This is a genomic window from Streptomyces lydicus, assembly GCF_001729485.1.
Classification (GTDB): Bacteria; Actinomycetota; Actinomycetes; order Streptomycetales; family Streptomycetaceae; genus Streptomyces; species Streptomyces lydicus_D.
Window position 1 is genome coordinate 3717881 of record NZ_CP017157.1, and the last position, 26109, is coordinate 3743989.

A 26109-nucleotide genomic window follows, 5' to 3' on the forward strand; every position below is an offset into this window, starting at 1 on the left:
GTGCCCCGGGGAGGAGCCGCCGCGGCGGATCCTCCCCGGAGGCGTGCCCGGTGGCGTCAGCCCGCCCGCACCTGCTCGGCCTGCACCGCGGCGGCGGCCCTCGCCCGCAGCGCGGCCCGGTCGGGCTTCCCCGCCGGGGTGAGCGGCAGCCCGTCGGTCACCAGGAGGACGTGCTCGGGGTGCTTGCGGCGCTCCAGGCCGCGGGCGTCCAAATGGGCGCACAGGCCGGCGAGTTCCGGTGCGCGTCCCGGCCTCGGCACCACGCACGCGGCGAGCCGCTCGCCCATCAGCGGGTCCGGCACACCGACGCACAGCACCTCGCGCACGTCCGGGTGGGAGGCGAGCTGGCCCTCGACCTCGGCGGGGCTGATGTTCGCCCCGCCGCGGATCACGATGTCCTTGAGGCGGCCGATGACACGCAGGGCCCCGGTGGCGTCCAGCATGCCGAGGTCGCCGGTACGGACCCAGCCGCCGGCCGTGCGGTAGCGCATGTTCAGCTCGGGCGCGCCGACGTAGCACAGCGGCGTCATCGGGCCGCGCGCGAGGATCTCCCCGGCCTCCCCGCAAGCCGCCCCCGCAGTGGGGGAGTTGCCGCCCGGCAGCGGCGCGATGCGGATGTCGCACACGCCGGGATCGGGCCGGCCGACCACGATGCCGGGCCCGGCGTCCGGAATGCCTTCGGCGGCCGCGCACTCGTCGAGGTCGCCGTGGCAGTTCACGCCGTCGGCCGAGCCGTAGAGGTTGACCACCGCGCAGCCGAAGGCCCGGCGGGCCTCTTCGCGGGTGGCCGCGTCGAGGGCCGCGCCGCCGAGTATCAAGGCGGTCGGCGCGGCGGGCGGGGCGGGTTCGTCCGCCAGCCGGTCGAGCATCATGCGCACCATGGTCGGCACGCCCAGTACGTGCGTGGGGCGGTGGGCGCGGAGCGCGTCCAGTGCCGCGCCGGGGGTGAAACGGTCGAGGAGGACCAGCGTCCCGCCGTGCCGGGCGAGGGTGACGGCGGTCCCGGCGCTGCCGAATGCCGAAGCGAGCGGAACGAGGAACAGACAGCGCGGCGGGGTGCCCGGCCGCAGCAGCGAGGCGAGGCCGTTGCCCCGGCCGCCGGCCAGCGCGTTGTGCGAGTACGCCACCATCTTGGGCTCGGCCTCCGACCCGGAGGAGACCAGTATCCGGGCGGCGGTATCGGGCCCGGGGCGGGCCGGGGTGAAGGCGGTCGCGTCGGTGTGCAGCAGCTCGGCCAGCGACAGGCAGAGGGCGGGGGCCGGGCCGGGGCCGGCCGCGACCACCGTGCGCAGCTCGGGCAGTTCGCCGGGGACCGCGGCCAGCGCGGCCAGCTCCCGTGCGGGCTCGGCGCCACGGTGCCCGGCGAGGGCGATGACCGCGCGGGCCCCCGAGCGGCCCAGCAGCGAGCGGGCCTCCCGTCTGCCGCGTCCGACCGGGAAGGGCAGGACGACGGCGCCCAGCGCGGCCAGGGCGAGGTCGGCCGTCACCGCGTCCCTGCCGTTGGGGAGCGCCACGCCCACCACGTCACCGGGCCGGACGCCGTGCGCGGCCAGCCCGGCGGCCAGACATCGGGCCCGGTCGTCCAGTTCCGCGTAACTGACCTCACCGGCCGCGTCGATCACCGCGGTGGCGTGCGGGGCGGCGATCCGGTGGGCCCGGAACAGCGCGTACAGGTCCAGATCGGGGCAGTGGCCCTCGGCGGCCCAGCCGCGCCGCAGCGCCTCGGGGACCAGATCGTGGAACAAGGCGGCGGACGGGGTGCGGGACGGGGGCGTCATGCGAACCTCCAGGGCGAGGGAACGACGAGGGATGCGTGTGCGTCGTGGGTCAGCGCACCGGCCAGGCGGGGGTCCGCCGGCAGCGCGCGGAGGTCGGTGCTGACGACGGTCGCGGCCAGGCCCCGTGCGCGCAGGGCCGCGACGGCCCGGTCCGACGTCAGGTCGCACAGGCGCGCGGCGAGGGCGCGGGCCGCGTCCGCGGAGCCGTCGGCCGGGGCGAGCCACCCGTCAGCGGTCCGCAGCGGCCGGCGGAAACCGGCCCGGCGCCGCGGATCCCGGCCCGCCGCGGCCCGCCGCAGCGCGGGTGCGGTGAGCGTCTCCGCGGCACCGAGCAGGGACGACTCCACCTGTACGCCGCGACCGGTGCGCTCCCGCAGCAGCAGGCCGGCCAGTACCGCCTCCGCGCCGACCAGGCCGCCGAGCACGTCGATCAGCGTCATCAACGACGGCGCCGGCGGTTCGTCGGCGGGCCGGGCCGCCTCGCCGACGCCGGTGCGGGCCTGCACCATGAAGTCGGTGCCCATCGGGGCGTCGGGCAGCCGGCCCGCCCAGCCGCTGGTGTACGCGTACACCAGCCGCGGGTTGACCGGACCGAGCGCGTCGGCGCCCAGCCCGAACTGCTCCGCCTTGCCCGGGGCCCAGTTGTGCAGGAAGACGTCCGCGCCGGCGGCCAGCTCGCGCAACTCCCCCTGACCGGCAGGCGACTTGATGTCGATCTGCACACTCCGCTTGCCGCGGTTGAGGGCGAGCCAGCGCGCGGAGACGCCCGAGGCGCACGGGGGCATGCCGCGCAGCGGATCCCCGCCCGGCGGTTCGATCCGTACGACGTCGGCGCCGAGCAGCCCCAGCAGATGAGCGGCGAGCGGGGCCTGGATGCGGCGGCCCGCCTCGAGAACCGTCAGCCCCCGCAGCGGAAGGGCTCCGGCAGGCAGCGAGGCCGCCGCCGGCGGGACGCCCGCCCCGGCGTACGGCGTCAGCGTCCACGGCGCGGCGGCCGCTTCGGTGACCCTGCCGGCAAGCGCGTGCAGCGCGCACACCTCGGCCCCGGACGCGGCGGCGGCGTGCCGGACGCGCGCCCAGGACACCGCGCCGGCCGCCCGGTGCAGCGCCTCCGGCAGCGGCGCACAGGCCGTGGCGTAGCGGAACTGGAAGGCGGGCCAACCGGTGCGGATCGCGTCCTCGGGCGCGTCGAGTTCGCGCCAGAACCGGGCCCACGGGCCGGGATCCAGCGCTTCCAGCTCGAATCGGGTGCCGCAGGAGGCGGTGAACGGCGGTCCGCCGGGTGCGGTGGGCACGGCCTCCGCCTCGGGGGCGTTCGCCGCCGCGATGTACTGGGAGAGCGTCAGCAGCGCCGCCCGGTCGGCACCGGTGGCGACCTCGCCGGGCCCGCCGCCGCCCCGCGCCCGGCCCAGCAGCCCGGCGAGCAGCCCCTGCACGGTGAGGACCGCCGCACAGGTGGCGGCGTAGTCGACGGCGAGGCCACGCGGCGCGGCGTCGCGTCTCCCGTGGACGTGCATCATCCCGGTGGCCGCCTGGACCGTCGCCTCGTCGGAGGCGTCCGCGTCCGGCAGCACATCGGCCCAGGCGGTGTGCGCGGTGATCCCGCCCGGCCCGGGGCCGGCCGCGGCGAATCGGGCGGGGCCGGTCGGTCCGTCCGGCGCCTCCGCCGCCCGCGCGCCGAGCGCCCGCAGGTGGGCGAGCGCCGGGGCGGTGAGCGCGGCCGGGCCCGCGACCCGCACGTCCACCTCCTCCAGTGGCCCGGTCGTACCGATGACGGTGGGGCTCCCCACGGCATGCACGGCATTCCTCTCCGGCGGCGGCAGGGCGCCGCGTCTCTCGCACGGACGTGGACGTACGGGAACCGGACGGCGCGCGCGGCCGACCAACTCCACGGCCAGTAAGTCGGAGCGTCGGTTCACCGGGTTCCCGGTGAACGCGGAGGAAAGCCGTGAAACCCCTGCATCCCCTGCAAAGCACTCCGGGCGACCGGTCGAGCTGCACTCCGGAGGCCGATCCGCCGTCCGGCGCCGCCCCGTTCGGGTCACCGGCCGGTCCGCCGGACGCCGCCGAACTCCGCGCGCGGGTCGCGGCGTTCGTGCGGGAGCGGGTACAGCCGAGCGAGCCGGTGCTCGACGCGGGCGGGCCGGCCGCGCGCGCCGAGCTGGGCCGGCTCAACGACGAAGCGCGGCAGGCCGGCCTCTGGGCGCTGCCGCTGCCGGTCGAACACGGCGGACAGGGCCTGCCGCTGTCCCGTTACGCGCATCTCGCCGAGGCCGAGGGCGCCAGCGACCACGGCCCTGCGGCCCTCGGCTCGGCGTCCCTGCTCGACGTGCTGATGCTCGGCCGGCACGCCAACGACCCCGTCCGGGAACGCTTTCTGCCACGCATCGCGGCGGGTGAACTGCGCACCTGCTACGCGATGACCGAACCGGACACCCCCGGCACCGACCCCGCCCTGACCGCCACCCGCGCCGAGGCCGGCCCCGGGGGGACGTGGACGCTGCACGGCCGCAAATGGTTCATCACGGGCGCCGGCGACGCCGACCTGGTGACCGTGCTGGCCCGGACCGGCGACGACCTGTCGCTGTTCCTGGTGCCCACCGCCGCCCCCGGGTTCCGGGTGGTGCGCGAGCTGCCGGTGCTCGGCGTCGGCGGCCAGTGGGAGATCGCACTGGACGGGGTCGCCGTGCCCGCGGACCATGTGGTCGGCGAGCGCGGGACGGCGCTGCGGATCGCCGGCGAACGGCTGCGGCTCGGCCGGGTCCTGCGGTGTCTGCGCTGGCTCGGACAGGCCGAGCGGGCCTTCGACCTGATGTGCGCGCGGGCCCGGTCGCGCACCCAGGCGTCCGGCCCCCTGGCGGACCGCCAGCTGGTGCAACAGCTCGTCTTCGACGCCCTGTTGGCGATCCGGACGACCAGGCCGCTGGTGTACGAGGCGGTGGGCCGGCTGGCGGCGGGCGACGATGCCCGGCTGGAGACCGGACTGGCCAAGGTCGCGGCGGCCCGGATGCTCCAGCAGGTCGCCGACGCGGCGATCCAGGTCCACGGGGCGGCCGGACTCGGGCCGGACACCGCGTTGCCGGGCCTGTTCCGCACGGGGCGCGCGGCCCGCCTGCTGGACGGCCCGGACGAGCTGCACATCGCCGCGGTGGCCCGCCGGGTGCTGCGCGACCACGACCGAGCCCGGTGACCCCGCGGGCCCGGCGCCCACGCCGCCGTCATCGCACGCACGCCGCGTGGCCCGGCAACCGTGCACCGTCCACGCACGCACGCACGCCGCCGTGGCCCGGCCCTGGCGAACTCCACCGTCACCGCACGCACGCCGCCGTAGCCCGGCGAACCCGCCATCACACCGTGGACCCGCCGTCGCCGCACGCACGCCGCCGTCACATCGTGAAGGGCTCCACCAGCCCGGTCAGCGTCGCCAGCCCCCACGCGAGGAAGAAGTCCCCCCAGATCAGCTCGTGCCGCGGCGCGAGCCCGCGGTCGGCGTCGTAGCAGCCGTCGAGCAGCGCGCCGGCCGACGACAGGTGCGCCGTCACCAGTCGGTGCAGCATCAGCCGCCCCCGGTCCGCGAGGCGGTCGGCCGCCCGCCGGTCGCCGGCCGTCCGCGCGAGGGCGGCCAGCTTCAGCGCGGCCACCGCCTCAATGGCAGCGGCCGAGGTGTCCACCGGGCCGCTCGGGTCGTCACCCCGGGCCGGCGGCACGAGCCGCGCACCGGGTGCCAGCCGCAGCGCGCCCAGCCGGTCCGCCGCCGCCCGCAGCCGGTCGTCCGCCCCGAGGCACCACATCCCGTCGGCGACCGCCAGCAGCAACCACGCGGCCGTACGACTCCACCCCGGCCCGGGTTCGGGCCACGCCGTCCACGTTCCCCGGGGCCCGGCCCGCCACGCGGGACGCGGCGGGTCCTGCGACAGGCACAGCCGGAGGTGCCGGTCGAGATGGGCGTACGCGGCGGCCGCACCCCCGTCCGCCCGCGCCAGGAGCGGTACGAGTCCCGGCATGCCGTCGGCCCGTGCCAGCAACCGCGGCCCGCCGAACGCCCCGCCCCACGGCACCAGCCCGCACGCCGGCTCGTACGCCGCCAGGCAGGCCCGTGCCGCCTCGTCCCGCAGCGCGGCCGCCGCCCCGTCAGCACCCGGCCCGGCGGCCAGGGACGTGCCGTACCAGAGCACCAGCCCGCGGGTGGCGGTGTCCTGCGCCACCCAGTGCCGCAGCCGCCCTGTGCAGTCGGCGGCCGCGGCCCGGTGCTCCGCGGTGCCCGAGGACAGCGCACGCAGCCACAGCAGCCCGGCCCAGAAGCCGCCGGTCCACGACCCCCGCGCGGTCGTCCGCCATGCGCCGGTGTCAGGTTCCGCGTACAGCGGGAAGCGCGGGCCGGACTCGCGCGCCGTCACCGAGACCCGGGCCAGCACGGACGCGAGCGCCGTTTCCGCCCAGCCCGCCGCGGTCAGCGTCTCCGGCGCGGTCATCGCTTCTCCCCCCGGCGACGGGCCATCAGCGGCACGGCCACCGTCCCGGCCGCCGCGAACTCGGCCGCCACCAGCAGCCATCCGGGCCCGTATCCGGTCGCCGAGACCAGCGCACCGAACAGGGGCGGCCCCACCGCGAACCCGGCGAAGAAGCCCGCCGACACCAGGGCGGAGTCCTGCCCGGCGCGCCCCGGAGCCGCCCGCCGCATCACCAGGACCATCGACACCGCGTTCGCGGCCACCGCGAACGACCCGATGGCGAGCGCGCCCACCCAGACCAGCCACGGCACCGGCACCGCCGCGGCGAGCAGCAGCGCCGCGCCCACCGCGCCGGCCGCCAGCAGGGCGGGCATCGCCTCGGCGCGGCCTGGCCGGCCCGCCACCCGCGACCACCCCACGCGCCCCGCCATGCCGGCCACACCCAGCACGGCCACCAACGCGGCAGCGGTGGTCGGCGCGAGCCCCAGGCGCTGCGAACCGAACAGCGCCAGATAGGTGTTGACCGAGGCGATACCGCAGCCGAGCAGCAGCGAGAAGACCGCCAGCCGCCTCGTCGCCCCCTGTGCGGAGGGCGCGGGACGCGCTCCCGGGGCCTCGGCGGCCGCGTCGTGCGGCAGCGTCCGGGCGGCCCACGCCGCGGCCAGCGCCGCGGTGCCGGCCGCCGTCCAGACGGCGCCGCGCCAGCCCACCCCCGCGGCCAGCAGCGACAGCGGCAGCCCCGCCGCGAAGGCACCGAGCTGCACGCCGGACTGCTTCAGGCCGGTCACCGCGCCGCGCCGCCCGGACGGAACGGCCGCCAGGATCACCTTGTTGGTCGCCGGGTTGGCCAGGGCCTGCGGCAGCCCGCCGAGCGTCACCGCCACCAGCAGCAGCGCCGCCCCCGGCGCGGCCCCGATCAGCCCGAGCGAGACGGCGGCGAGCAGCAGCAGCGCCACCAGGCAGCGACGCGGTCCCACCCGGTCCACCAGCCGCCCGGCCACCGGCGACAGCAGGGCCGCCGCGCCGAACCCGGCCGTCGTGGTCAGGCCGAGCGCCGTCCGGGAGATGCCCCATTCGTCGACCAGCCGCGGCCCGAGCGCCCCGAGCAGGAAGAGCTGCATCATGGAGAAGGCCATCGCGGAGGTCAGCAGCGCGGTCACCGCCGGTCCCGCGGGGCGCGCCCGGGAGGTGCCGCCGTCGGGCCCGGCGGCCGCCGCTTCCGTATCCGTACCGCGCTCTGCTCGCACCGCTGCCCTCCCGCACCGCTCCGGCCCCGCTCTGGCGCCCGGCCCAGTCAGTCGTACGGAGCGGGCCGCCGGTTCCCGACCGTCGCCGCCCGGTCGCCGCTGCCGGGCGAGGGCGATCGGGGAACGGCCGCCGGGGGACGGGAGTTCAGTCCGCGGGGGCGGCCGCCCGGCGCCGGTGCCCGAGCACGCCGAGGACGACGTCCACGAGCAGGAAGCCGACCAGCGAGACGCCGAGCAGCGGCATCGCCCAGCCCACCGCCGCGACGCCGCACACCAACGGGAGCAGTACGGGCAGCGGAACCCTCCGCCACGCGCCGCGCGGCACCGGGCGCCCGAACGACAGCGCCCGCCCGCGCGTGGGACGGCGCTGCCACCACATCCGGTAACCCCACAGGATCAGGAAGACCAGGGCGAGCGCCAGCGCCGCCAGCACGATCTGGTTGGCGAGCCCGAACAGGGTGCCGGTGTGCAGGTCGATGCCGTAGCGGGTGAGCTTGGCCAGGACCGGGTAGTCGGCGAACCGCGAGACGTCGGTGACCCTGCCGGTGGCCGGGTCCACGGCGACCGAGTCCTGCTTCTCCGGCCAGCTGCGCCCGACCTGCTTGACGACGTAGGCGGTGCCCTTCGCCGTCGGCAGGTCGATCTCGACGGGCGAGGACAGTCCCTCGGCGCGGGCCGCCGCCAGCACCCGGTCGACGCCCACGTCCGTCGCGGAGCCGCTCGACGCGCCGCCCTGCTGTCCGCCCGTGCCCGGCATGCCGGGCATCCCGCCGGCACCGCCGTGGTGGGAGTGGTGCCCGGTGTTCCCGGGATCCGCGGCGTGCACGGTCAGGGCCGTGGAGACGCTCGGCGTCGCCTGCCCCAGGGACCGGCGGAGCGCGTCGATGTGCGCCCCGGCGTACCCGGACCAGGTCAGGCCGGTCGCCGACAGGAAGAACAGGCCGCCCGCCGCCCACACCCCCACCGCGCCGTGCCAGGAGCGCGTCCGGCGACGGCCGGTGGCGGTGCGGTCCGGCAGCGCCAGGGCCCGCACCGTGCGCCGGGTGCGCTTGCGCCCGATCCAGAGCGCGAGGCCGCCGCCGGCGACCACCCACAGCCAGCTGGCGGCCAGTTCGCTGTAGAGGCGGCCGTTCTCTCCCAGGTGCAGATCGCGGTGGAGGGAGTCGAGCCAGGTACGCAGCGGCAGCGCCCCGGTGGAGCCGTACGTCTGCAGCGCGCCCCGCACCTCACCGGTGTGCGGGTCGACGAAGACGGCGAGCTGGTGGTCCTCGGGCACGCCGGGCGCGCCGGAGAGCAGCACGCGCGTGGTGTCCCCCGGTTCCGGTGCCGGGCGCACGGCGGCGACCGCGCCCTCCGGGTGCGCCGCCCGCGCCTTGGCGACCTGCTGCGCCAGCGGCAGCGCCCGGCCGCCGGCCGGAACGCTCAACTCGTGGGCGTAGAGCACCTTCTCGGCCTGGAACGAGGCGGCGTAGAGCAGGCCGGTGACGGCGGCGACGAGCAGGAAGGGCGCGACGAGCACCCCGGCGTAGAAGTGCAGGCGCAGCACCAGCGGGCGCAGGGCGGCCCATCCGGACCGCCGTTCCGCCGCCTGCCGCTCGCCGCGCGCGGCGGCATCCGCGGTCTCGTCCGCACCGCTCGGTACGAGGCGTTGTTCAGTGGGCATGCGGGCGCTCCCGGGGCGAAGTCGGGGAAATGAGACGGACCGGTCCGCTGCCGTTCCGGTACAGGCAGTCGGACGAACGGAGCGTCGAGTTCCGGCGCGCCGCTGTGAGGTGACCCACAGGACGGGCGGCAGGCGGGGGACCACGGTAAGTCGGGACGGCCGATGCGCGCCGGTGGCCTGCCTCCGGTAGGCGGATTCGCCCCTCTACCAGGGGGAGATCGGCCGTACGCCGGTGCGGCGGCCGTCGTGGTCCAGCAGGTGCCCCATGCGTTTGACGGTGCGCAGGCCCACGATCCGGTCCGTGACGGTGAGGCCGGGCAGGCGGGCGGACAGCGCCGTCTCGCGGCGCTGGATGTCGCCGATGTCGCTGACCCAGAGGGTGGCGAAGAGGTTGGCGGGACCGGTGACGGCGGCGACCAGCCGGCACTCGGGGAGGGCGGCGAGCGTACGGTGCACGGCCCCCACCTCACGGGCGGGGGTGGTGGCGAGGAGGGAGACGGGGACGACCCGGCCGGCGAGCGGCGCGGCGACGTCACAGCGGAAGGTGAGGACCTCGGAGTCGGTCAGCCGGCGCAGCCGGCGCCGGACGGTGGCCGGGCTGGTGCCGGTGCGCTGGGCGAGTTCGGCCCAGCCCAGTCGGCCGTCGCTGACGAGCTGGGCGAGCAGGGCCCGGTCCACCGCGTCGAGTGCGAGGGCCCCCGTCGGCTGCCCGGCCGCGGCGGCGGCGCTGCCGAGCGCATTGAGCTGGGCCGGGTCCAGGGAACGCAGTCGCCAGCGGCTGCCCTCGACGTACAGCGACGTGGCGAAGAGGCACCGCACCGAGGTGATGCCGGGCAGCGGGTCCAGCTCCTCGGTGAGGAAGCGGCTCAGCGAGGGCAGGTCGGGGCCGAGCACGTCCAGCAGCAGGTCGGCGGTGCCGGGCGCGGTCACCTCGATGGTGACGACCTCAGGGAACGCGCTGAGCCGTTCCGTCAGCCGGGCCCGCTCCGAGGGACGGCAACGCAGCAGGACGAAGGCGGTACACCTGCTGCGCGCGAACTCCCGCCCCGGCGCGGCGTACACCCAGGCGAGCCCGGCCGCGGACAGCCGGTCCCACCGCCGCGCGAGGGTGCTCGCGGTCACGCCCAGCAGCGGCGCCAGCTCGGACCAGGAGGCCCGGGGCCGCAGCTGCAAGGCGTTCACCAGGGCGAGGTCCAGCTCGCTGGCCGTGACCGTTTCTCGCATCACATGTGCTCCGTGCGTCCGAATCCGTAGATATTCGCGCTCACTTGCCGCAGGGCCCGCACAGTAGCGACCACTGTCGGTTCCGGCCACCGGATGAGGTGAGGCTGTGTCCAGTCGAATGTGGCAATTCCGGCCGCGGGCGGTGAGGTCCGGCGGTCCGGACCTGCTCGCCGCGATGGCGGTCGTCATCCTGTTCAGCGGGATCGTGCAGGGTTATCTGACGCCACTGCTGCCCGAACTCGGCCTGCGCCTGCACATCGGCAGCATCGGCCAGAACAACATCTACCTGCTGTCCCAGTTGGCCTTCGCCGTGCTGACGCCGCTTTTGTCCCGACTGGGCGATCTGTACGGGCACCGTAGGCTGCTCAGGATCTCCCTGGGCACGGTGGCAGCCGGCTCGCTGCTGATGGCGGCGTGGCCCACCGCGGTGACCCTGTCCGTCGGGGTGGTGCTGCAGGGCGCGCTGGTGGGCTTCTTCCCGCTGCTCGTGGGGATCCTCCGGTTCCGCGCACCCGAACGGAACCGTGCCGGTATCTCGCTGCTGGTGGGCGTGCTGCTGCTCGCCATCGGCGTGGGCGGGCTGGTGGCGGGCGTACTCAGCGAACGGCACGCGGAGGCGGGACTGTGGACGGCGGTCCCGGTCGCGGTCCTCGCCGTGGTCGCCGGCCTGCTGCTGCCCGACAGCGGAGCGCCGCGCGGCGGCCGCTTCCACTGGGGAGCGGCGGCACTGCTGACCGGCGGGCTGCTGGCCCTCGTCCTCGTGCTGGCCCAGGGCGGCGCCTGGGGGTGGGCCTCGCCGCTGACGCTGGGCCTCGCGGCGGCGGCCGTCGCCGTGCTCGCGGTGTGGGTGGCGGTCGAGCGCCGCTCCGCCCACCCCCTGGTGAGCGTACGACTGTTGAGCAATCCGCGGCTGGCCCTGGTGAGCGGCTACACCTTCTGCGCCGCCTTCGCGACGATCGGCTTCCTCGGTGCCAACGCGCTCTTCCTGGGCGCCTCACCGGCGGACGCGGGCTACGGCATGGGGCTGGGGCCGCGGGCGATCGCAACCGTCTCGCTGGCCATGGTGGTCGCCGGGTTCGCCGGGGCGACGCTGACCCCGCGGCTGGCCCGGCGAGTGGGGGACCGTGCCGTACTCGCCTCGGGAGCGGTGCTCATCGCGCTCGCCTTCTCGGGGATGGCCCTCGGCCACGACACCCCGGCCGGCTACGTGACCGCGGCTCTCGGTGTCGGGCTGGCGACCGGAATCTTCGAATCGATCACGCGCACCCTGTCCGCGGAAGCCGTCGCGGCACACGAGACCGCGCTCGCGGTCGGCCTCAACGAGCTGGCGCTGTCCCTCGGCGCGGCCATCGGCGCGGCCGTGATCGGCGCCCTCTTCGCGGCGCACCCCGGGGGCGACGGCGCGCACATCGAGCTGTCCGGATACCTCTGGAGCTGGGGCGCGTGCGTCTGCACCGCCGTCCTGGGCGTGCTGCTGGCCCTGGCCTACCGCGGCCCACGGCCCGCCGGCGCGGCGTCGCCGGGGCAGACCGGGCAGCGGGCACAGGACGGGGGCCTCGCATGACGCGCGCACACCGAGCCGACAGCGACACCGCTCGGCAGACGGTCGCCTCGTCCGTACGGGACCGGCGCGAGCAGCTGCTGGCCCTGAGCCACAGCCTGTACGACGAGCCGGAGACCGCGCTGGCCGAACACCGGTCGGCCGCGAAAATCGCGGACCTGCTGGAGACCGCCGGGTTCACCGTCACCCGGGGCGTCGGCGAGCTGCCCACCGCGCTGCTCGCCACCCGCGGGTCGGGCGAGCTGGTGCTCGGCCTGTGCGCCGAGTACGACGCGCTGCCCGGCATCGGGCACGCCTGCGGGCACAACGTCAACGGCGCGGCCGCGGTCGGCGCGGCCCTGGGGCTCGCCGCCGTCGCCGACGCACTCGGTCTGACCGTCAAGCTCATCGGCACCCCGGCCGAGGAGGACATCGGCGGCAAGGTTCTCCTGCTGGAGGCCGGCGCCTTCGACGACGTGGCCGCGGCGATGATGGTGCATGCGGCGCCGGACGACAGCGTCGGCGCCTCCTCGCTGGCCATCGGCGCCTGGGACATCACCTACCGGGGAGCGCCTTCGCACGCGGCGGTCGCCCCGTGGGAAGGCGTCAACGCCCTGGACGCGATGGCTCTCGCGCACACCGCGATCGGGCTGCTGCGGCAGCAGCTGCCCCCCGGGGTGGTGGTCCACGGCATCGTCACCGAGGGCGGTCAGGCCGTCAACGTCATCCCCGCCCGCACCCGCGCCCGCTACGAGGTCCGCGCCCCGACGCTGGAGCAGCTGACCCGTGTGCAGGAGCGGGTCCGGGCCTGTTTCGAGGCCGGGGCCCTCGCCACCGGTGCCGACCTCGAACTGCGCCGGCACGGCCGGGACTTCGCCGAACTGCGTCAGGATCCCTACCTGACCGAGGCATACGTCCGCGCCGCCCGCGAACTGGGCCGCACGGTCCGCTCGCGGGCCGGGCAGCCGCTGGCCTCCACGGACATGGGCAACGTCTCCCTGCGGCTGCCCACCCTGCACCCCACGATCGGCTACCCCACCGGCGGCGCGACCCAGCACACGCCCGAGTTCGCCGCCCACGGCAAGTCGCCGGGCGCCGACCGGGCGGTCATCGACGGGGCGATCGCCCTCGGCCTGGTCGCTGTCGATCTCGCGACGTCCGAGTCCCAGCGACGACGTCTCCTCGACGGGGTTGCCGCACGGAGGCCGGCGCCGGGCGCGTGACGGTTCCGGCGGCCCGCCGGGAGGTTGACGGGCAGGAGTATCGTCTTGCGGTAGCCGGCCGTCGGCGGTTTCTGCTGATCGTGCCGGAATGTTCCTTGAGAGCTGTGCGGACGGCGGGAGTGCGTGGGGCGGCGCCACCACGAGGTGGTCCGCTGCCGTGGGACGTCATGGTCGACCGCCCGGAACGCCGTGGCGGCGGAGCAGGGCGCCGGACCGGCAGCCGGAGCGAGAAGGACGACAAGGCGCGACGGGAGCGACCGCGGATGGACCACGATCTCCCTGCTTCGGAAAGCACGTCCCGCGACGCGGCGGCTGCGGCATCCGAACTGATCGAGCTCCTCGAGGTGTTGTGGGAACAGGGCCGGGACGCGGTGCCCACCGCCCCGGTGTCCCTGTCGCAGCTGCGGGTCCTGTACGCGGTGGAACGCGACGAGGGCATCAATCTGCGCACGCTGAGCCGGCTGCTGGGCGCGGCGCCGTCCTCGGTGAGCCGGCTGTGTGACCGCCTCCAGGCGATCGGCTTCCTCCGGCGCGCTCCCCACCCTTCCAACGGGCGGGAGTTGGAACTGCGGCTGACCGGCCAGGGGGTGGCGTACCTCTTCGGCTTGCGTGCCCGCCGGGAGGAGGCGCTACGGTCGTTCATTGCCCGGATGCCGCGGGGGGAGCGGAGGGCGCTGGCCGAAGGGCTGACGGGATTCCGGACGGTGGTGGACGCCGCGCCGCCGATCGGTGGGCAGGCGTCCGGGGACCGTACGGCACGCTCGGCCCGGTCGGCCTGACCAGGCGATTCCCTGTTTTCCGGTGGTCGCGACGGAGCGATGTGTACCCGTCGGCGCGCGGAGGAGGCACTGTTGATCTTCAGACTTTCCGTGCTTGACTGTCGTCGCTAACATTTGCCGGACGACAACAATCGGTCCGGCGAGACCGGGAAGACCTGGCCGCACGTCGAACCACCGTGGTGTGCCGGCCACCGTAGGGAAGGGATCTTGTGCTGAGTTCCGCCGAGGCCGCCGTGCGCAAGCGCATCAGCAGTGTGCTGCGTGCAGAAGCCGACGACATCGCCGACCGTTGGGTGCAGTTGCAGCTGGACCGAGGTGCTCTGGGCAAGCAGGTCAGCGAGGTGGAGCTGCGGGAGGAGGCGGACGACCTGGTGGCCGCGCTCACCACCGGTCTCGACAGCGACATTCCGCTGGAGAACGTCGTCGCCACCCACCGGGAGCTGTACCAGGCGGTGTCCGAGCTGTCGCTGCGCAGGGCCCGCGCCGGCGCCTCGCCCACGGGCACCTCGCTGGCGGTGCTCTACCTCAAGGAAGCCCTGCTGGAGGCGGTACAGCGGCAAACCCGTGACGGTGACGAGCTGTTCACCTGCGCGCTGTTCGTCAACCGGCTCCTGGACACCGCCGGCGCCCTCTCCTTCGAGACGTACGTGGAGGGCCGCGAGGAGATCATCCGGCGGCAGAGCCGCCAGTTGCTGGAGGTGTCCACGCCGGTGGTGCGGCTGTGGCGCCACGTGCTGGCCGTCCCCCTCATCGGCACCCTGGACACCGCCCGCACCCAGGTGGTGATGGAAAACCTCCTGCAGGCCATCCAGGAGAACGAGGCGCAGGTCGCCATCATCGACATCACCGGCGTGCCCACCGTCGACACCGCGGTCGCCCAGCACCTGCTGCAGACCGTCAACGCCGTACGTCTCATGGGCGCGGACTGCGTCATCAGCGGCATCCGGCCGCCCATCGCCCAGACCATCGCCCAGCTCGGCATCGACCTGTCCACCATCCTGACCCGCGCCACCCTCGCCGACGCGCTGACCGCCGCCGTCAGACTCACCGACGACTCCTCCGCACAGGCCGACCCGCGGGACGCGCGATGAACGGCCGGACCTCGAACGGGGTGCCGATCCTGCGGCTGGGAGACGTCCTGGTCACCGGGCTGCTCAACGAACTCGACGACAAGTCCGCGGTGGCCTTCACCGACGAGCTCACCACGCGCATCAGTAGCGACGGCGCACGCGGCGTCCTGGTCGACATCTCCCGCCTGGAGATCATCGATTCGTTCGTGGCCCGCACCCTGATGGAACTCACCACCATGGCGCGTCTTCTGGGCGCGCGGGTGATCGTGGCCGGCATGCGGCCCCCCGTGGCCATCACCCTGGTCGAACTGGGACTGCAGCTGGACGGCGTGGAAACCGCCCTCAACGCCGAACTGGGCATGGCGGCACTGGGCTGGTACCAGAGCGCACAGCCTCCTCAGGGAGGTGGGCGTGACACGGACCGGTGAACTCGCCAGCACCACCGTCCGCGAGGCGGAGCGGCGTCACGAGGCCGGCTCCGACGCGGCCACCTCCCTGCACCCGGTGCGGACCGAGGAGGACCTGCTCAGCGTGCGGCACGCGGTGCGCGCGGCCACGCTCAGCGCCGGATTCAGCATCATCGACCAGACGCGGGTGGTCACCGCGGCGAGCGAACTCGCGCGCAACGCCTACATCCACGGCGGTGGCGGCACGCTCACCGTCGACCACCTCGTCCGCCACGGCACCGCGGGGCTGCGGCTGACGATCCGGGACGACGGCCCGGGCATCGGCGACCTCGACCAGGCGTTCATCGACGGCTTCACCACCGGTGCGGGCCTCGGGCACGGGCTCGGCGGCGCGCGGCGGTTGATGGACGAATTCGAGGTGCACAGCGAGCCCGGCGCGGGGACCACGGTGATCGCCGTCCGATGGGCCAGCCGGTGACCCAGCCCGCCCCCCTGACGACCACGCACATCCGCGTCGACCACTACAGCGCCGTGCACCTGGCGGCCCAGACGGCCCGCTCACTCGCGCAGGACCGGCAGCTCCCCGGGCCGCTGCCCGAGCACTTCGCGGTCATCGCGTCCGAGCTCGGCAGCAACCTCGCCAAGCACGCCACCGACGGCGCGCTGTTCGTCCAGCCGATGCTGCTCGGCGACGGTGTGGAGGTGCTCGCCGCGGACCGGGGACCCGGCATGCCCGAACTCGAACGGTGCCTGACCGACGGCTACAGCACGACCGCCACGCTCGGTGCCGGTCTGGGATCGGTCAGCCGGATAGCGTCGGACTTCACCATCCGCACCCAGGAGGGCACGGGCACCCTGGCCTGCGCCCGGCTCTGGGCGCCCGGCAGCCCACCGCCGTCTGCGGCGGGGACCGGCACGGTCTGCCTCCCCGCCGACGGTGAAGAGGTCAGCGGTGACGCCTGCGCGCTCCGCGACACCCCCGCCGGCCGCACCGCGATCGTGATAGACGGTCTCGGCCACGGGCCGTCGGCGGCGGAGGCCGCACAGAGCGCCCTGCGCTCCTTCCACCGTGCGCCGGAAGCCCCGTTGCCGGACCTCCTGCACGGCATCCACCGCGCGCTGCGCCGCACCCGCGGCGCGGCCGTCGGACTGCTCCGCCTTCACCCCCACCGGGCCGAGTACTGCGGCGTCGGCAACGTCCGCGTCCTCGTCGTCACCGGGCAGAGCGTCCACCACCGGCACACCGGCCAGCCCGGCATCGTCGGCCTGCGCATGCCCCCGCCGCAGGTCCGCTCGCTGCCGCTGGAACCCGGCACGACCGCCGTGCTCCACTCCGACGGCATCGACCACCGCTGGACCCACAGCCCCCCGCCGCACCTCCTGCACCTCCCGCCGCCCCTGCTGGCCACGGCCCTCGCCCATGGCCACCGGCTCACCCGCGACGATGCGACCGCCCTGGTCCTGACCCATTGACACAGAGACTTCCGTGACCCCCCACAGCTTCCACCGCACCTTCCACTCGCTGCCGACGCTGCGCACCGCCGTCCGCAGTCTGGGCGACGCCCACCGGCTGGCCATCGAGACCCGGGCGCGCCTCGTCCTGTCCGTGACCGCGCTGGCCGACCGCGCGCTCCGGGCCGGGCGCCCCGTCACCCTGGAGGCCGCCCGCGCCACCGGTACCGGCCGCAGCGACGCGCTGCTGTCCGTCACCCTCCGGACGAAGGGCCCGCTGCCCCCGGCCGAGCTGCCGCTGCCCGCGGAGACGGCGCCGGACGGCACCGCGGCGACCTGGTGCCTCTCCCTCGCCGCACCGGACGCTCCCACCCCGTACGACCGGGCCGCGCCCGCCCGGCCCGCCCCGGTAACGGCCGCCACCGCCAAGGACAACGGCCACGCCGAAGCACCCGTGGCCGCCCCGACCGAGACACACGCCCTCGAAGAGGAACTCCGGGCCGCCCTCGCCCAGGTCGACGCCCTCAGCGAGGCGCACCGCCAGCTCAAACACGAACTCGCCGAGACCAACAGCGGGGTGCTCGCCCTCTACGTCCAGCTCGAAGAGCGCGACGAGCAACTCCGCACGGCGCACGGCCAGGTCCTCAGGGAGCTGGAAGACGCCCTGCGCCCACCGCCGATCGCCGTCGACGGCCTGGAACTCGCCGTCCACTACGCGCCCGCGGAGACGGACGCCCCCACCGGCGGTGACCTCTACGACTGGTTCTCCCTGCCCGACGGCACCGTCCACATCACGCTCGTCGACGCCCTCGGCCACGGCGTACGCAGCACCCGCAGCGCCCTGAACGTCACCCACGCGGTCCGCACCCTGGCCCTCGAAGGCCACCCGCTGGGCTCCATCGTCCGGCGCACCAACGAAATCCTCGCCCCCTTCGACCCCGACGTGATGGCGACCGTGGTCCTCCTTCGGATCGACCCCGGCACCGGTCAGCTGGAGCTGGCCAACGGCAGCCACCCGCCCGTGCTGATGATGCGCCGCGACGGCACCCCGGAGTACCTGGAGGTCCGCGGCCGGGGCATCGGCTACCCCCTGCCCGGCAGCGACCGGGTGCTGTCGGACAAGCTGGACATCGGTGACCTCCTCGTCCTCTACACCGACGGTCTGACCGAGAGCCGCCGGGACCCGCTGGAAGGCGAGGCCCGCCTCATCGAGAGCGCCCGGCGCCACCGGCACCGCCCCATCGAGGACGTCCCCGGCGCCATCGCCGACGACATGCACACCGTCGTGCTCCACCCCGACGACACCGTCGCCCTCACCGTCCGCAGAACGCCGGCACGTCCCGCCGAAGAGAGCCGATGAGCCCGGGCGGCCCCGCTGCACGAGGGCAGCGGGGCCGCCGGCGGAAACCCGTGTGCGCCCGGGCACACCGCTCTGGGATCATGCGGGAATGGGACACAGTCTCGAATCAATGGTTATCCGGCACACCTACCGACTGCCCTTCCCCACAGGGCCCGTGGGGGACGGTGCTGTCGCGGCGCGGCAGTTCGACGCCGCCCTGATGTCGGTGGGCTTCAAACTCTCGGCGGATCTGCTGGAGCGGCTGTCGGGGCTGTCCGAGGGGGCGGTCGTCGACACCGCCGTCCGCACGCTGCGTACCGTCCGCGAGATCGTCGGTGACCACGTCCGGCACAACGTCTACTTCATCGACTTCCCGGCCAACGTGCCCGACACGTTCGCCTTCTGGACGCAGTGCATCATCGAGGCGCTGGCCGACGACGCGAGCCGTGAGGGCACGCTCCAGCAGCTCAGCAGCGGTGTGGTGGACCTGCTCACCCTGCCGTCCTACGGCAACTACCGCCACAGCTATGCCGAGATGCTCGCCGCCCACGACGAACTGACCGCGGCGGCGGGCGACCGGATGACGGTGCTGCACACCGGCGGCCCCCTGGAGGACGAGAGCACCGCCCTCTACCTGGCCCTGGCCGGAAGCACCACACCGCTGGGCGACGACGACCTGGCGGACCTGCGGGCGCTCGCCGCGCACTGCGCGCACGGCCCGCAGCCCGAGGCCGTCCCGATCCGCGAGAACCGCGCCCTGATCAACCAGGCCCGCCTGGGCGTCGGCGCGGACCTCCTGGTGGACACCGTCACCGATGTGCTCCGCCTGGCCTGCGCCCTGTCGGACGGCGATGTGACCCTCCAGGAACCCACCCGCTTCAAGGCCCTCTCGCGCCCCGTGCGCCGCGCCCTGCTCGCGGGCCTCGACGGCGTGGTCGCCGCCGCTCCCGCCAAGCTCGCGGACGTGCACGCGCACCGCGAACCCTTCAAGCGCCTCGGCGAACGTCTCCACCCGCACGAGTACCCGCGCTGGCCGCACGCCGCCCAGGTGTTCGCGGTGGCCCGGGGCGAGCAGCAGGCCCGCTCCCTCGACAGCCGCGCCGAGGAACTGTTCGGGATGCACGACGTCACCGGGGCGGCGGAACTCCTGCGGGCCGCGCCCGGCAAGCTCTTCCGCTCCCTGGACCGGCTGCTGCGGATGTGCCTCACCCAGGACGAGCGCGAAGCCGTCGTGGCCGCCGCCGAGCAGGTCGCCGACCGGGTCTCCGGCCGGGTCCTGCTGTCGGTCCGCGAACACCTCCACAACCGGCCCGGGGAGACCGGCGAACGCCGCGTCTTCGTCAACCGCCTCGGCCGCGCCTGGGTCACCTCCGACGAGCGCCCGCCGGTACTCCCGGACGAACGCAAGCGGCTGATCTCCGCCCTGGACGCCGAACTCCGCCGCCGCCTCCCGGCCCCCGAGCACCTGCTGATCGATCCCGACGTCCTCGATGTCGCGCTCCCGCTCAGCGGAAAGGCGACCGCGTCCGGGCTCGGTGTGCTGCCCCGCGGCTCGCTCTCGCCCGTCGACGGCGAACTGCTGCGCTTCTTCGTCCACTGGAAGCAGACCCACCGGACCACCGACTACGACCTGTCGGCCCTGATGCTGAACGCCGACTACTCGACCCGGTGCTGGCTGTCGTACACCGCCCTCACGGAAGTCGAGGGCGAGCACTCCGGGGACATCACCGACGCGCCCGACGGGGCCTCGGAGTTCATCAACCTGCGCCTGGGCGCCGTCCGCGGCACCTTCATCGTCCCGCAGGTCAACATCTACGCGGGGGAGGGCTTCGAGGAGGTCGAGGAGTCGTTCTTCGGCTTCATGCTGCGCGACGCCGACCGACAGGGCCGTCCCTTCGAACCGCGCACCGTACGGCTGAAGTCGGAGCTGCGCGGCCCCGGCAGGGTGGCGCTGCCACTGGCGTTCCTGCGCGGCGACGACGGCCGCTGGCGCGCCAAGTGGCTGCACCTGCACCTCAAGGGCAATCCGGCGGCCAACCGCGTCGAGGAAAACCGGGTGTCGGTCGCGACGCTGCTGCGCGGCATCGTCGAGCGCGAATACCTCACGGTGCGCTACCTCGTCGATCTCATGGCCGGCGGCACCACGACCGTGACCCTGTGGGACGGCGGCAGCCTCCCGGACGCCCCGGTCACCTACCTCGGCCTGGCACGCCCGGACGGCCTGCACCCCGATTCCCGCGTCCTCACACCCGAAAATCTGCGCGACCTGATCCCCGCCTGACTGTTATCGTTGCCCGTGGCGAGGCCATGAAGGGGCTTCCTTCTCAAACTCCTTGAATTAGCCCTTTCGCTTTCCTCGCCCTCCACGTCGGCCCCTCGCGGGCCGTGCGGAACCCCTGGCGAGCGTGCGCGCAGTCGCCAGGGGTCGCTCGCAAAACAGGCGACGCACCGGCCCGCTGAGGCGGTGCAGGCCGACAACGGCGACATGCCGTGGTTACTCCACTCGGGTCCGACTGTCACGCCATTGGCGGCGTTTCGGCCGCTCCAAGCGGCGCCCGGCGCCCGGCACAGCCATGATGCGGCTGAGTTGCGACGCCAACCGCGAGCATCGGGAGATACCCACCAGTGAGCATCCTCAACGACCCCCACGGTGCCGCGGCAGCCGAGGACGCGTACGAGAACGAAATGCCGGTCAGGGGCAAAGAGCCCGGCAACGTGGTGGTCAGGTGGCTGACGACCACCGACCACAAGACCATCGGCACGCTGTACCTGTTGACGTCGTTCGCGTTCTTCCTCGTCGGCGGTCTGCTGGCGCTGGTGATGCGCGCCGAGCTGGCCCGGCCGGGCCTGCAGATCGTGTCGAACGAGCAGTTCAACCAGGCGTTCACGATGCACGGCACGATCATGCTGCTGATGTTCGCGACGCCGCTGTTCGCCGGCTTCACGAACTGGATCATGCCGCTGCAGATCGGCGCGCCCGACGTGGCGTTCCCGCGGCTGAACATGTTCGCCTACTGGCTCTACCTCTTCGGTTCACTGGTGGCGGTCGGCGGCTTCCTCACCCCGCAGGGCGCGGCCGACTTCGGCTGGTTCGCCTACACGCCGCTGTCCGACCTGGTCCGGTCCCCGAGCATCGGCGCCGACATGTGGATCATGGGTCTGGCCTTCTCCGGCTTCGGCACGATCCTCGGCGCGGTCAACTTCATCACGACGATCATCTGCATGCGCGCGCCCGGCATGACCATGTTCCGCCTGCCCATCTTCACCTGGAACGTGCTGCTGACCGCCGTGCTGGTCCTGCTGGCCTTCCCGATCCTGGCGGCGGCGCTGTTCGCCCTGGAGGCGGACCGCAAGTTCGGCGCCCACGTCTACGATCCGGCCAACGGCGGCGCGCTGCTGTGGCAGCACCTCTTCTGGTTCTTCGGCCATCCCGAGGTGTACATCATCGCCCTGCCGTTCTTCGGCATCGTCACCGAGGTCATCCCGGTGTTCTCCCGCAAGCCGATCTTCGGCTACATCGGTCTGGTCGCCGCGACCATCTCGATCGCCGGTCTGTCCGCGACCGTGTGGGCGCACCACATGTACGTCACGGGCGGCGTGCTGTTGCCGTTCTTCTCGTTCATGACGTTCCTGATCGCGGTGCCGACCGGTGTGAAGTTCTTCAACTGGATCGGCACGATGTGGAAGGGCTCGCTGTCCTTCGAGACGCCGATGCTCTGGGCGATCGGCTTCCTCGTCACCTTCCTCTTCGGTGGTCTGACCGGTGTCATCCTGGCCTCGCCGCCGATGGACTTCCACGTCTCCGACTCGTACTTCGTGGTGGCGCACTTCCACTACGTGGTCTTCGGCACGGTCGTCTTCGCGATGTTCTCCGGCTTCCACTTCTGGTGGCCGAAGTTCACCGGCAAGATGCTGGACGAGCGCCTCGGCAAGATCACCTTCTGGACGCTGTTCGTGGGCTTCCACGGCACCTTCCTGGTGCAGCACTGGCTGGGCGCGGAAGGCATGCCGCGGCGTTACGCGGACTACCTCGCGGCCGACGGCTTCACGACGCTGAACACCGTCTCGTCGATCAGTTCGTTCCTGCTGGGCCTGTCGATGCTGCCGTTCCTCTACAACGTCTGGAAGACGTCGAAGTACGGCAAGCCGGTCGGCGTCGACGACCCGTGGGGCTACGGCCGCTCGCTGGAGTGGGCGACCTCCTGCCCGCCGCCGCGGCACAACTTCCTCACGCTGCCCCGGATCCGCAGCGAAGCCCCGGCGTTCGACCTGCACCATCCCGAGATCGCCCTGCACGACGAGGCGAACCACGGCAAGCGCGACGTGGTGGAGGCCCCCAGACACGAAGGCGGCCAGCCTTGACCTCACCGGGGCGTCAGGGCCCCCCGCCCGCCGGGCCGGGGGCCGCGCTCGCCAACGAGGTGGAGGGCTACCTCCTCGCGCAGGCGGAGCGGGAGCAGGCGCAGTATGAGGCCCAGGTGCTCTGCGGGCGGCTGAGCTGGCTCACCAGGGGGCAGGCCGAGGACCTCACCCGCCATTACACCGAGCAGCGCCTGGGCCTGACCTGCCAGGCGCTCCAAGTCACCGCCGACCGCGCCAAGCGCCTGCGCGGCGAATACGAGGCGCGCTACGCCGCACTGCGTCGCACCTTGCTCAAACGGCATGCCGTGTGCGCGTGCCTCCTGTTCGTCTGTTCCGTCGCGGCGAACGTGGGGGCCGGCCTGCTGACCCGCTGACCGAGCGACGCCGGCCGCGACGTGTGCTGGCTGACTCCCGTCGACGGGATCCATGATGGTGTGCCCGACGCGGGACCCGTACGCTCATGGAGGTCAGCGCATGACCGAGCTCTCCGAAGACCTGCCGCTCGCCGGCATCACCGTCGTCAGCGTCGAGCAGGCGGTGGCGGCGCCCTTCGCCACCCGCCAGCTGGCCGACCTCGGCGCGCGCGTCATCAAGGTGGAACGCCCCGGCGGGGGTGACTTCGCGCGCCGCTACGACACCACGGTGCACGGCGAGTCCAGCTACTTCGTGTGGCTCAACCGGTCGAAGGAGTCGTTGACCCTCGACCTCAAGGCGGACCGGGGGCGGCGGATTCTGGAGCAACTGCTCGGCGGGGCCGATGTGTTCGTGCAGAACCTGGGGCCGGGCGCGGCCGCCAGGATGGGACTGGACGCCGAGGCGCTCGCCGGACGCTTCCCGTCACTGATCCCGTGCTCCGTCACCGGCTACGGATCGAGTGGGCCGTGGGCCGGCCGCAAGGCGTACGACCTGCTGGTGCAGTGCCAGACGGGCCTGGTCTCGCTGACCGGGAACGAGCACGGCCCGGCCCGGGCGGGAGTGTCGGTCGCCGACATCGCGGCCGGTATGTACGCCTACTCGGGCGTCCTCACCGCCCTGTTCACACGGGCGACCAGGGGCGTGGCCCGTGCCGTGGAGGTCTCGCTGTTCGAGGCGCTCGCCGAGTGGATGAACCAGCCCGCCTACTACACCCGTTACGGCCCCGGCCAGCCCCCGCGGCTCGGCACGCAGCACGCCACCATCGCCCCCTACGGCGCCTACACCGCGGCTGACGGCAAGGACGTGCTGTTCTCCATCCAGAACGAACGCGAATGGGCAGCCCTGTGCGAGCGGTTCCTGGGCCGGCCGGAACTCGTCGGGGACCCCCGCTTCGCCACCGGCTCGGACCGCGTGGCCCACCGAGAGGAACTCAACGCGCTCGTGGCCGGGCGGTTCGGCGAGGCGGACAGCGGCGAGGTGATGAAGCTGCTGGACGAGGCGGGCATCGCCAACGCCGGCGTCAACGACATCGAGGCGTTCCTGGCCCATCCGGTGCTCACGGCCCGTAACCGCTGGCGCGACGTGAGCCTTCCCGGGGGAGCGGTGGTGCCCGCGCTGCTGCCGCCCGCGGATCTGTCCGGCACCGTCCCGCGCATGGACGCCGTACCCGCCGCCGGTGAGCACACCCGGAGCATCCTGGCCGAGCTGGGGTACGGCGCGGCCGACATCGACGGGCTGCGCGCCGACCACGTCATCTGACCTGCCCCTACCGTGAGGAGCGTCCCCACTATGCGCACTCTCGACATCCTGTCGGAGGACGAGCGGTGCATCGTCCGCACGGTGCACGACTTCGTCGACGAGGACGTCAAACCGGTCGTCCGGGAGCTGGAGCACCGCGACACCTACCCCGAGGCCCTGATCGAGCGGATGAAGCAGCTGGGCGTCTTCGGCCTCGCCGTCCCCGAGGAGTACGGCGGCACCCCGGTCTCCGTCCCCTGCTATGTCCTGATCACCGAGGAGCTCGCCCGCGGCTGGATGAGCCTGGCCGGTGCGATGGGCGGCCACACCGTGGTCGCCAAGCTGCTGGTGCAGTTCGGCACCGAGGAGCAGCGGCGGCGGTACCTGCCGAGGATGGCCACCGGTGAGGTGCGGGCCACCATGGCCCTGACCGAGCCGGGCGGCGGCTCGGACCTGCAGGCCCTGCGCACCGTCGCCCGCAAGGACGGCGGGGGAGGGTATGTGGTCAACGGGTCGAAGACCTGGATCACCAACTCCCGGCGGTCCGGTCTGATCGCCCTGCTGTGCAAGACCGACCCGGACGCCGAACCCGCGCACAAGGGCATCTCGATCCTGCTCGTCGAGCACGGACCCGGCCTGACCGTCTCCCGCGACCTGCCCACACTCGGCTACAAGGGGGTGGAGAGCTGCGAGCTGTCGTTCGACGACCACCGGGCGCCGGGAGACGCCCTCCTGGGCGGGGTCGAGGGCGAGGGCTTCGCCCAGACGATGAAGGGCCTGGAGACCGGCCGGCTCCAGGTGGCCGCCCGTGCGCTCGGGGTCGGCCGGGCGGCGCTGGAGGACTCCCTCGCCTACGCCCGGGAGCGGGAGTCGTTCGGCAAGCCGATCTGGCAGCACCAGTCGGTCGGCAACTACCTCGCGGACATGGCCACCTCGCTGACCGCGGCCCGTCAGCTCACCCTCTTCGCGGCCCGGGAGGCCGAAGCGGGACGCCGGGTGGACATGGAGGCCGGCATGGCGAAGCTCTTCGCCTCCGAGACCGCGATGCAGATCGCGCTCAACGCGGTCCGCATCCACGGCGGTCACGGCTACTCGACCGAGTTCGACGTCGAGCGCTACTTCCGCGACGCTCCGCTGATGATCGTCGGCGAGGGCACCAACGAGATCCAGCGCAATGTGATCGCCCGCCAGCTCGTCCGACGCGGCGGGCTCGACGTCTGAACCCCGGCGGCGACCACGTCACGGACGCGGCCGGCGGCGGCCGGCCGGACCGCGGGGAGCCGAGCCGGCGGTCAGCCGACGCGGGCGGCGATGGTGCGGGCACACGCCAGGGACTCGGTGTGCGTCGTGTCCACCTCCAGGTCGTAGCGCACCCCCGCGTGCACCACCTCCGCCTGGGACGCGGCCATCCCCCGGGTGCGGTCTCCCCGCGCGACCTCACGGCCCGTGGCGACCGCACTCGTACACCGGACGCCGACCCACAGCACGGGCAGTTCGCCCAGCGCCTTCTGCCACCGCTGCTGGGACGCCGCGCCGCCGAGGAAGACGTCGTCGACGACGATCCGGGCGCCCGCCCGGGCCATCGCCACCAGGCCGTCCCGCCAGGCCGCTTCCAGCGCCAGGAAGTCCGCCCCGACGCTCACCCCGCCGTCCGCCGCGAACGCGATCCCCTCGTCCGACGCCTGCATCCGCGCGGGCAGGGCATCGACGAACGCGTCGCACCCGAACGCCAGCCACGGTTCCGGCAGTACGGCCTGAAGGCACCGGACGATGCCGGACTTCCCCGAGCTGGAACCGCCGTTGAGAATGATCATCTGAGTCGTCACCGGGCCACAGTACGGCGACCGGACGACAACAGCCGTGTGAAGCAGCCCAGTTGGCTATCTCTCTGCCTACTCTGGACGCCCGAACCCCGTCCGGA

The 26109-nt window shown here is 73.9% G+C and carries 21 protein-coding genes and 1 pseudogene; 14 read left to right on the forward strand and 8 right to left on the reverse strand.

The window, feature by feature from the left end:
* Positions 1 to 56 precede the first annotated feature (56 nt).
* Both SL103_RS16150 and SL103_RS16155 read right to left on the reverse strand, forming a co-directional pair.
* Positions 57 to 1778, reverse strand: coding sequence for a class I adenylate-forming enzyme family protein (locus SL103_RS16150; RefSeq protein ID WP_069569730.1), 1722 nt, complete (start codon positions 1776 to 1778; stop codon positions 57 to 59).
* A complete protein-coding gene (locus tag SL103_RS16155) occupies positions 1775 to 3568 on the reverse strand; it encodes a CoA transferase (protein WP_069569731.1) in 1794 nt (597 codons plus the stop codon). The genes SL103_RS16150 and SL103_RS16155 overlap by 4 nt, the downstream gene beginning before the upstream one ends.
* Positions 3569 to 3726: 158 nt before the next feature.
* Here SL103_RS16155 and SL103_RS16160 point away from each other — a divergent pair, with 158 nt between their 5' ends.
* The gene (locus SL103_RS16160; protein ID WP_279631153.1) at positions 3727 to 4968 is read left to right on the forward strand and encodes an acyl-CoA dehydrogenase family protein; all 1242 of its coding nucleotides are present in this window, start codon (positions 3727 to 3729) and stop codon (positions 4966 to 4968) included.
* Between the two features lie 196 nt (positions 4969 to 5164).
* On the opposite strand, the gene SL103_RS16165 is transcribed toward SL103_RS16160, so the two are convergent.
* The 5 genes and pseudogenes from SL103_RS16165 to SL103_RS39530 all read right to left on the reverse strand — a co-directional run.
* Complete coding sequence (locus tag SL103_RS16165) at positions 5165 to 6250, reverse strand: sugar ABC transporter permease (protein WP_069569732.1); 1086 nt, start codon at positions 6248 to 6250, stop codon at positions 5165 to 5167.
* Positions 6247 to 7365, reverse strand: coding sequence for an MFS transporter (locus tag SL103_RS16170; RefSeq protein WP_079146247.1), 1119 nt, complete (start codon positions 7363 to 7365; stop codon positions 6247 to 6249). Before SL103_RS16170 ends, SL103_RS16165 begins: the two co-directional genes overlap by 4 nt.
* A 256-nt stretch (positions 7366 to 7621) precedes the next feature.
* Positions 7622 to 9139 (reverse strand): PepSY-associated TM helix domain-containing protein, encoded by a 1518-nt coding sequence (locus SL103_RS16175; protein WP_069569734.1) that lies wholly within the window; start codon positions 9137 to 9139, stop codon positions 7622 to 7624.
* 204 nt (positions 9140 to 9343) lie between these two features.
* Positions 9344 to 9817, reverse strand: coding sequence for an Lrp/AsnC family transcriptional regulator (locus tag SL103_RS39525; protein ID WP_432215399.1), 474 nt, complete (start codon positions 9815 to 9817; stop codon positions 9344 to 9346).
* Between the two features lie 132 nt (positions 9818 to 9949).
* Positions 9950 to 10552 (reverse strand): annotated as a pseudogene (locus SL103_RS39530) (Lrp/AsnC family transcriptional regulator); the annotation flags it as partial.
* Here SL103_RS39530 and SL103_RS16185 point away from each other — a divergent pair.
* The 13 genes from SL103_RS16185 to SL103_RS16245 all read left to right on the forward strand — a co-directional run bounded on the left by SL103_RS16185 (position 10470) and on the right by SL103_RS16245 (position 25409).
* The gene (locus SL103_RS16185) at positions 10470 to 11927 is read left to right on the forward strand and encodes an MFS transporter (protein WP_244303921.1); all 1458 of its coding nucleotides are present in this window, start codon (positions 10470 to 10472) and stop codon (positions 11925 to 11927) included. The pseudogene SL103_RS39530 and the gene SL103_RS16185 sit on opposite strands and share 83 nt — an antisense overlap.
* On the forward strand, positions 11924 to 13126 hold the full coding sequence (locus SL103_RS16190) for a M20 family metallopeptidase (RefSeq protein WP_069569737.1): 1203 nt from the start codon (positions 11924 to 11926) through the stop codon (positions 13124 to 13126). The genes SL103_RS16185 and SL103_RS16190 overlap by 4 nt, the downstream gene beginning before the upstream one ends.
* Before the next feature lie 263 nt (positions 13127 to 13389).
* Positions 13390 to 13905, forward strand: a complete 516-nt coding sequence (locus SL103_RS16195; RefSeq protein WP_069569738.1) for a MarR family winged helix-turn-helix transcriptional regulator — start codon at positions 13390 to 13392, stop codon at positions 13903 to 13905.
* A gap of 212 nt (positions 13906 to 14117) precedes the next feature.
* Positions 14118 to 14996, forward strand: coding sequence for an STAS domain-containing protein (locus tag SL103_RS16200; protein ID WP_069573787.1), 879 nt, complete (start codon positions 14118 to 14120; stop codon positions 14994 to 14996).
* Entirely contained in the window at positions 14993 to 15403 is a 411-nt protein-coding gene (locus SL103_RS16205) for an STAS domain-containing protein (protein WP_069569739.1), read from the forward strand. Before SL103_RS16200 ends, SL103_RS16205 begins: the two co-directional genes overlap by 4 nt.
* A gap of 67 nt (positions 15404 to 15470) precedes the next feature.
* Positions 15471 to 15860 carry an ATP-binding protein gene (locus SL103_RS16210; protein ID WP_069573788.1) on the forward strand — a complete coding sequence of 130 codons (390 nt, stop codon included), beginning with the start codon at positions 15471 to 15473 and terminating at the stop codon, positions 15858 to 15860.
* On the forward strand, positions 15845 to 16855 hold the full coding sequence (locus tag SL103_RS16215; RefSeq protein WP_069569740.1) for a SpoIIE family protein phosphatase: 1011 nt from the start codon (positions 15845 to 15847) through the stop codon (positions 16853 to 16855). Before SL103_RS16210 ends, SL103_RS16215 begins: the two co-directional genes overlap by 16 nt.
* A gap of 13 nt (positions 16856 to 16868) precedes the next feature.
* Positions 16869 to 18194 carry a PP2C family protein-serine/threonine phosphatase gene (locus SL103_RS16220; RefSeq protein WP_069569741.1) on the forward strand — a complete coding sequence of 442 codons (1326 nt, stop codon included), beginning with the start codon at positions 16869 to 16871 and terminating at the stop codon, positions 18192 to 18194.
* Positions 18195 to 18282: 88 nt separating this feature from the next.
* Positions 18283 to 20454, forward strand: coding sequence for a TerD family protein (locus SL103_RS16225; RefSeq protein WP_069569742.1), 2172 nt, complete (start codon positions 18283 to 18285; stop codon positions 20452 to 20454).
* A 344-nt stretch (positions 20455 to 20798) separates the two neighbouring features.
* A complete protein-coding gene (ctaD, locus tag SL103_RS16230) occupies positions 20799 to 22535 on the forward strand; it encodes an aa3-type cytochrome oxidase subunit I (protein ID WP_069569743.1) in 1737 nt (578 codons plus the stop codon).
* The gene (locus SL103_RS16235) at positions 22532 to 22909 is read left to right on the forward strand and encodes a hypothetical protein (RefSeq protein WP_244303922.1); all 378 of its coding nucleotides are present in this window, start codon (positions 22532 to 22534) and stop codon (positions 22907 to 22909) included. Before ctaD ends, SL103_RS16235 begins: the two co-directional genes overlap by 4 nt.
* A 100-nt stretch (positions 22910 to 23009) precedes the next feature.
* Positions 23010 to 24209, forward strand: coding sequence for a CaiB/BaiF CoA transferase family protein (locus SL103_RS16240; RefSeq protein WP_069569745.1), 1200 nt, complete (start codon positions 23010 to 23012; stop codon positions 24207 to 24209).
* A 30-nt stretch (positions 24210 to 24239) separates the two neighbouring features.
* Entirely contained in the window at positions 24240 to 25409 is a 1170-nt protein-coding gene (locus SL103_RS16245; RefSeq protein ID WP_069569746.1) for an acyl-CoA dehydrogenase family protein, read from the forward strand.
* A gap of 71 nt (positions 25410 to 25480) precedes the next feature.
* On the opposite strand, the gene cpt is transcribed toward SL103_RS16245, so the two are convergent.
* Positions 25481 to 26014 (reverse strand): chloramphenicol phosphotransferase CPT, encoded by a 534-nt coding sequence (gene cpt, locus SL103_RS16250; protein WP_164492812.1) that lies wholly within the window; start codon positions 26012 to 26014, stop codon positions 25481 to 25483.
* Positions 26015 to 26109: the final 95 nt, after the last annotated feature.

Excerpts from the sequence above, each read along its gene's own strand:
- SL103_RS16150 (WP_069569730.1), bottom strand. The coding sequence starts at position 1,778 with ATGACGCCCCCGTCCCGCACCCCGTCCGCCGCCTTGTTCCACGATCTG.
- SL103_RS16165 (WP_069569732.1), bottom strand. The coding sequence starts at position 6,250 with ATGACCGCGCCGGAGACGCTGACCGCGGCGGGCTGGGCGGAAACGGCG.
- SL103_RS16170 (WP_079146247.1), bottom strand. The coding sequence starts at position 7,365 with ATGGCCTTCTCCATGATGCAGCTCTTCCTGCTCGGGGCGCTCGGGCCG.
- SL103_RS16175 (WP_069569734.1), bottom strand. The coding sequence starts at position 9,139 with ATGCCCACTGAACAACGCCTCGTACCGAGCGGTGCGGACGAGACCGCG.
- SL103_RS16190 (WP_069569737.1), top strand. The coding sequence starts at position 11,924 with ATGACGCGCGCACACCGAGCCGACAGCGACACCGCTCGGCAGACGGTC.
- SL103_RS16195 (WP_069569738.1), top strand. The coding sequence starts at position 13,390 with ATGGACCACGATCTCCCTGCTTCGGAAAGCACGTCCCGCGACGCGGCG.
- SL103_RS16205 (WP_069569739.1), top strand. The coding sequence starts at position 14,993 with ATGAACGGCCGGACCTCGAACGGGGTGCCGATCCTGCGGCTGGGAGAC.
- SL103_RS16215 (WP_069569740.1), top strand. The coding sequence starts at position 15,845 with ATGGGCCAGCCGGTGACCCAGCCCGCCCCCCTGACGACCACGCACATC.
- SL103_RS16225 (WP_069569742.1), top strand. The coding sequence starts at position 18,283 with ATGGGACACAGTCTCGAATCAATGGTTATCCGGCACACCTACCGACTG.
- SL103_RS16240 (WP_069569745.1), top strand. The coding sequence starts at position 23,010 with ATGACCGAGCTCTCCGAAGACCTGCCGCTCGCCGGCATCACCGTCGTC.
- SL103_RS16245 (WP_069569746.1), top strand. The coding sequence starts at position 24,240 with ATGCGCACTCTCGACATCCTGTCGGAGGACGAGCGGTGCATCGTCCGC.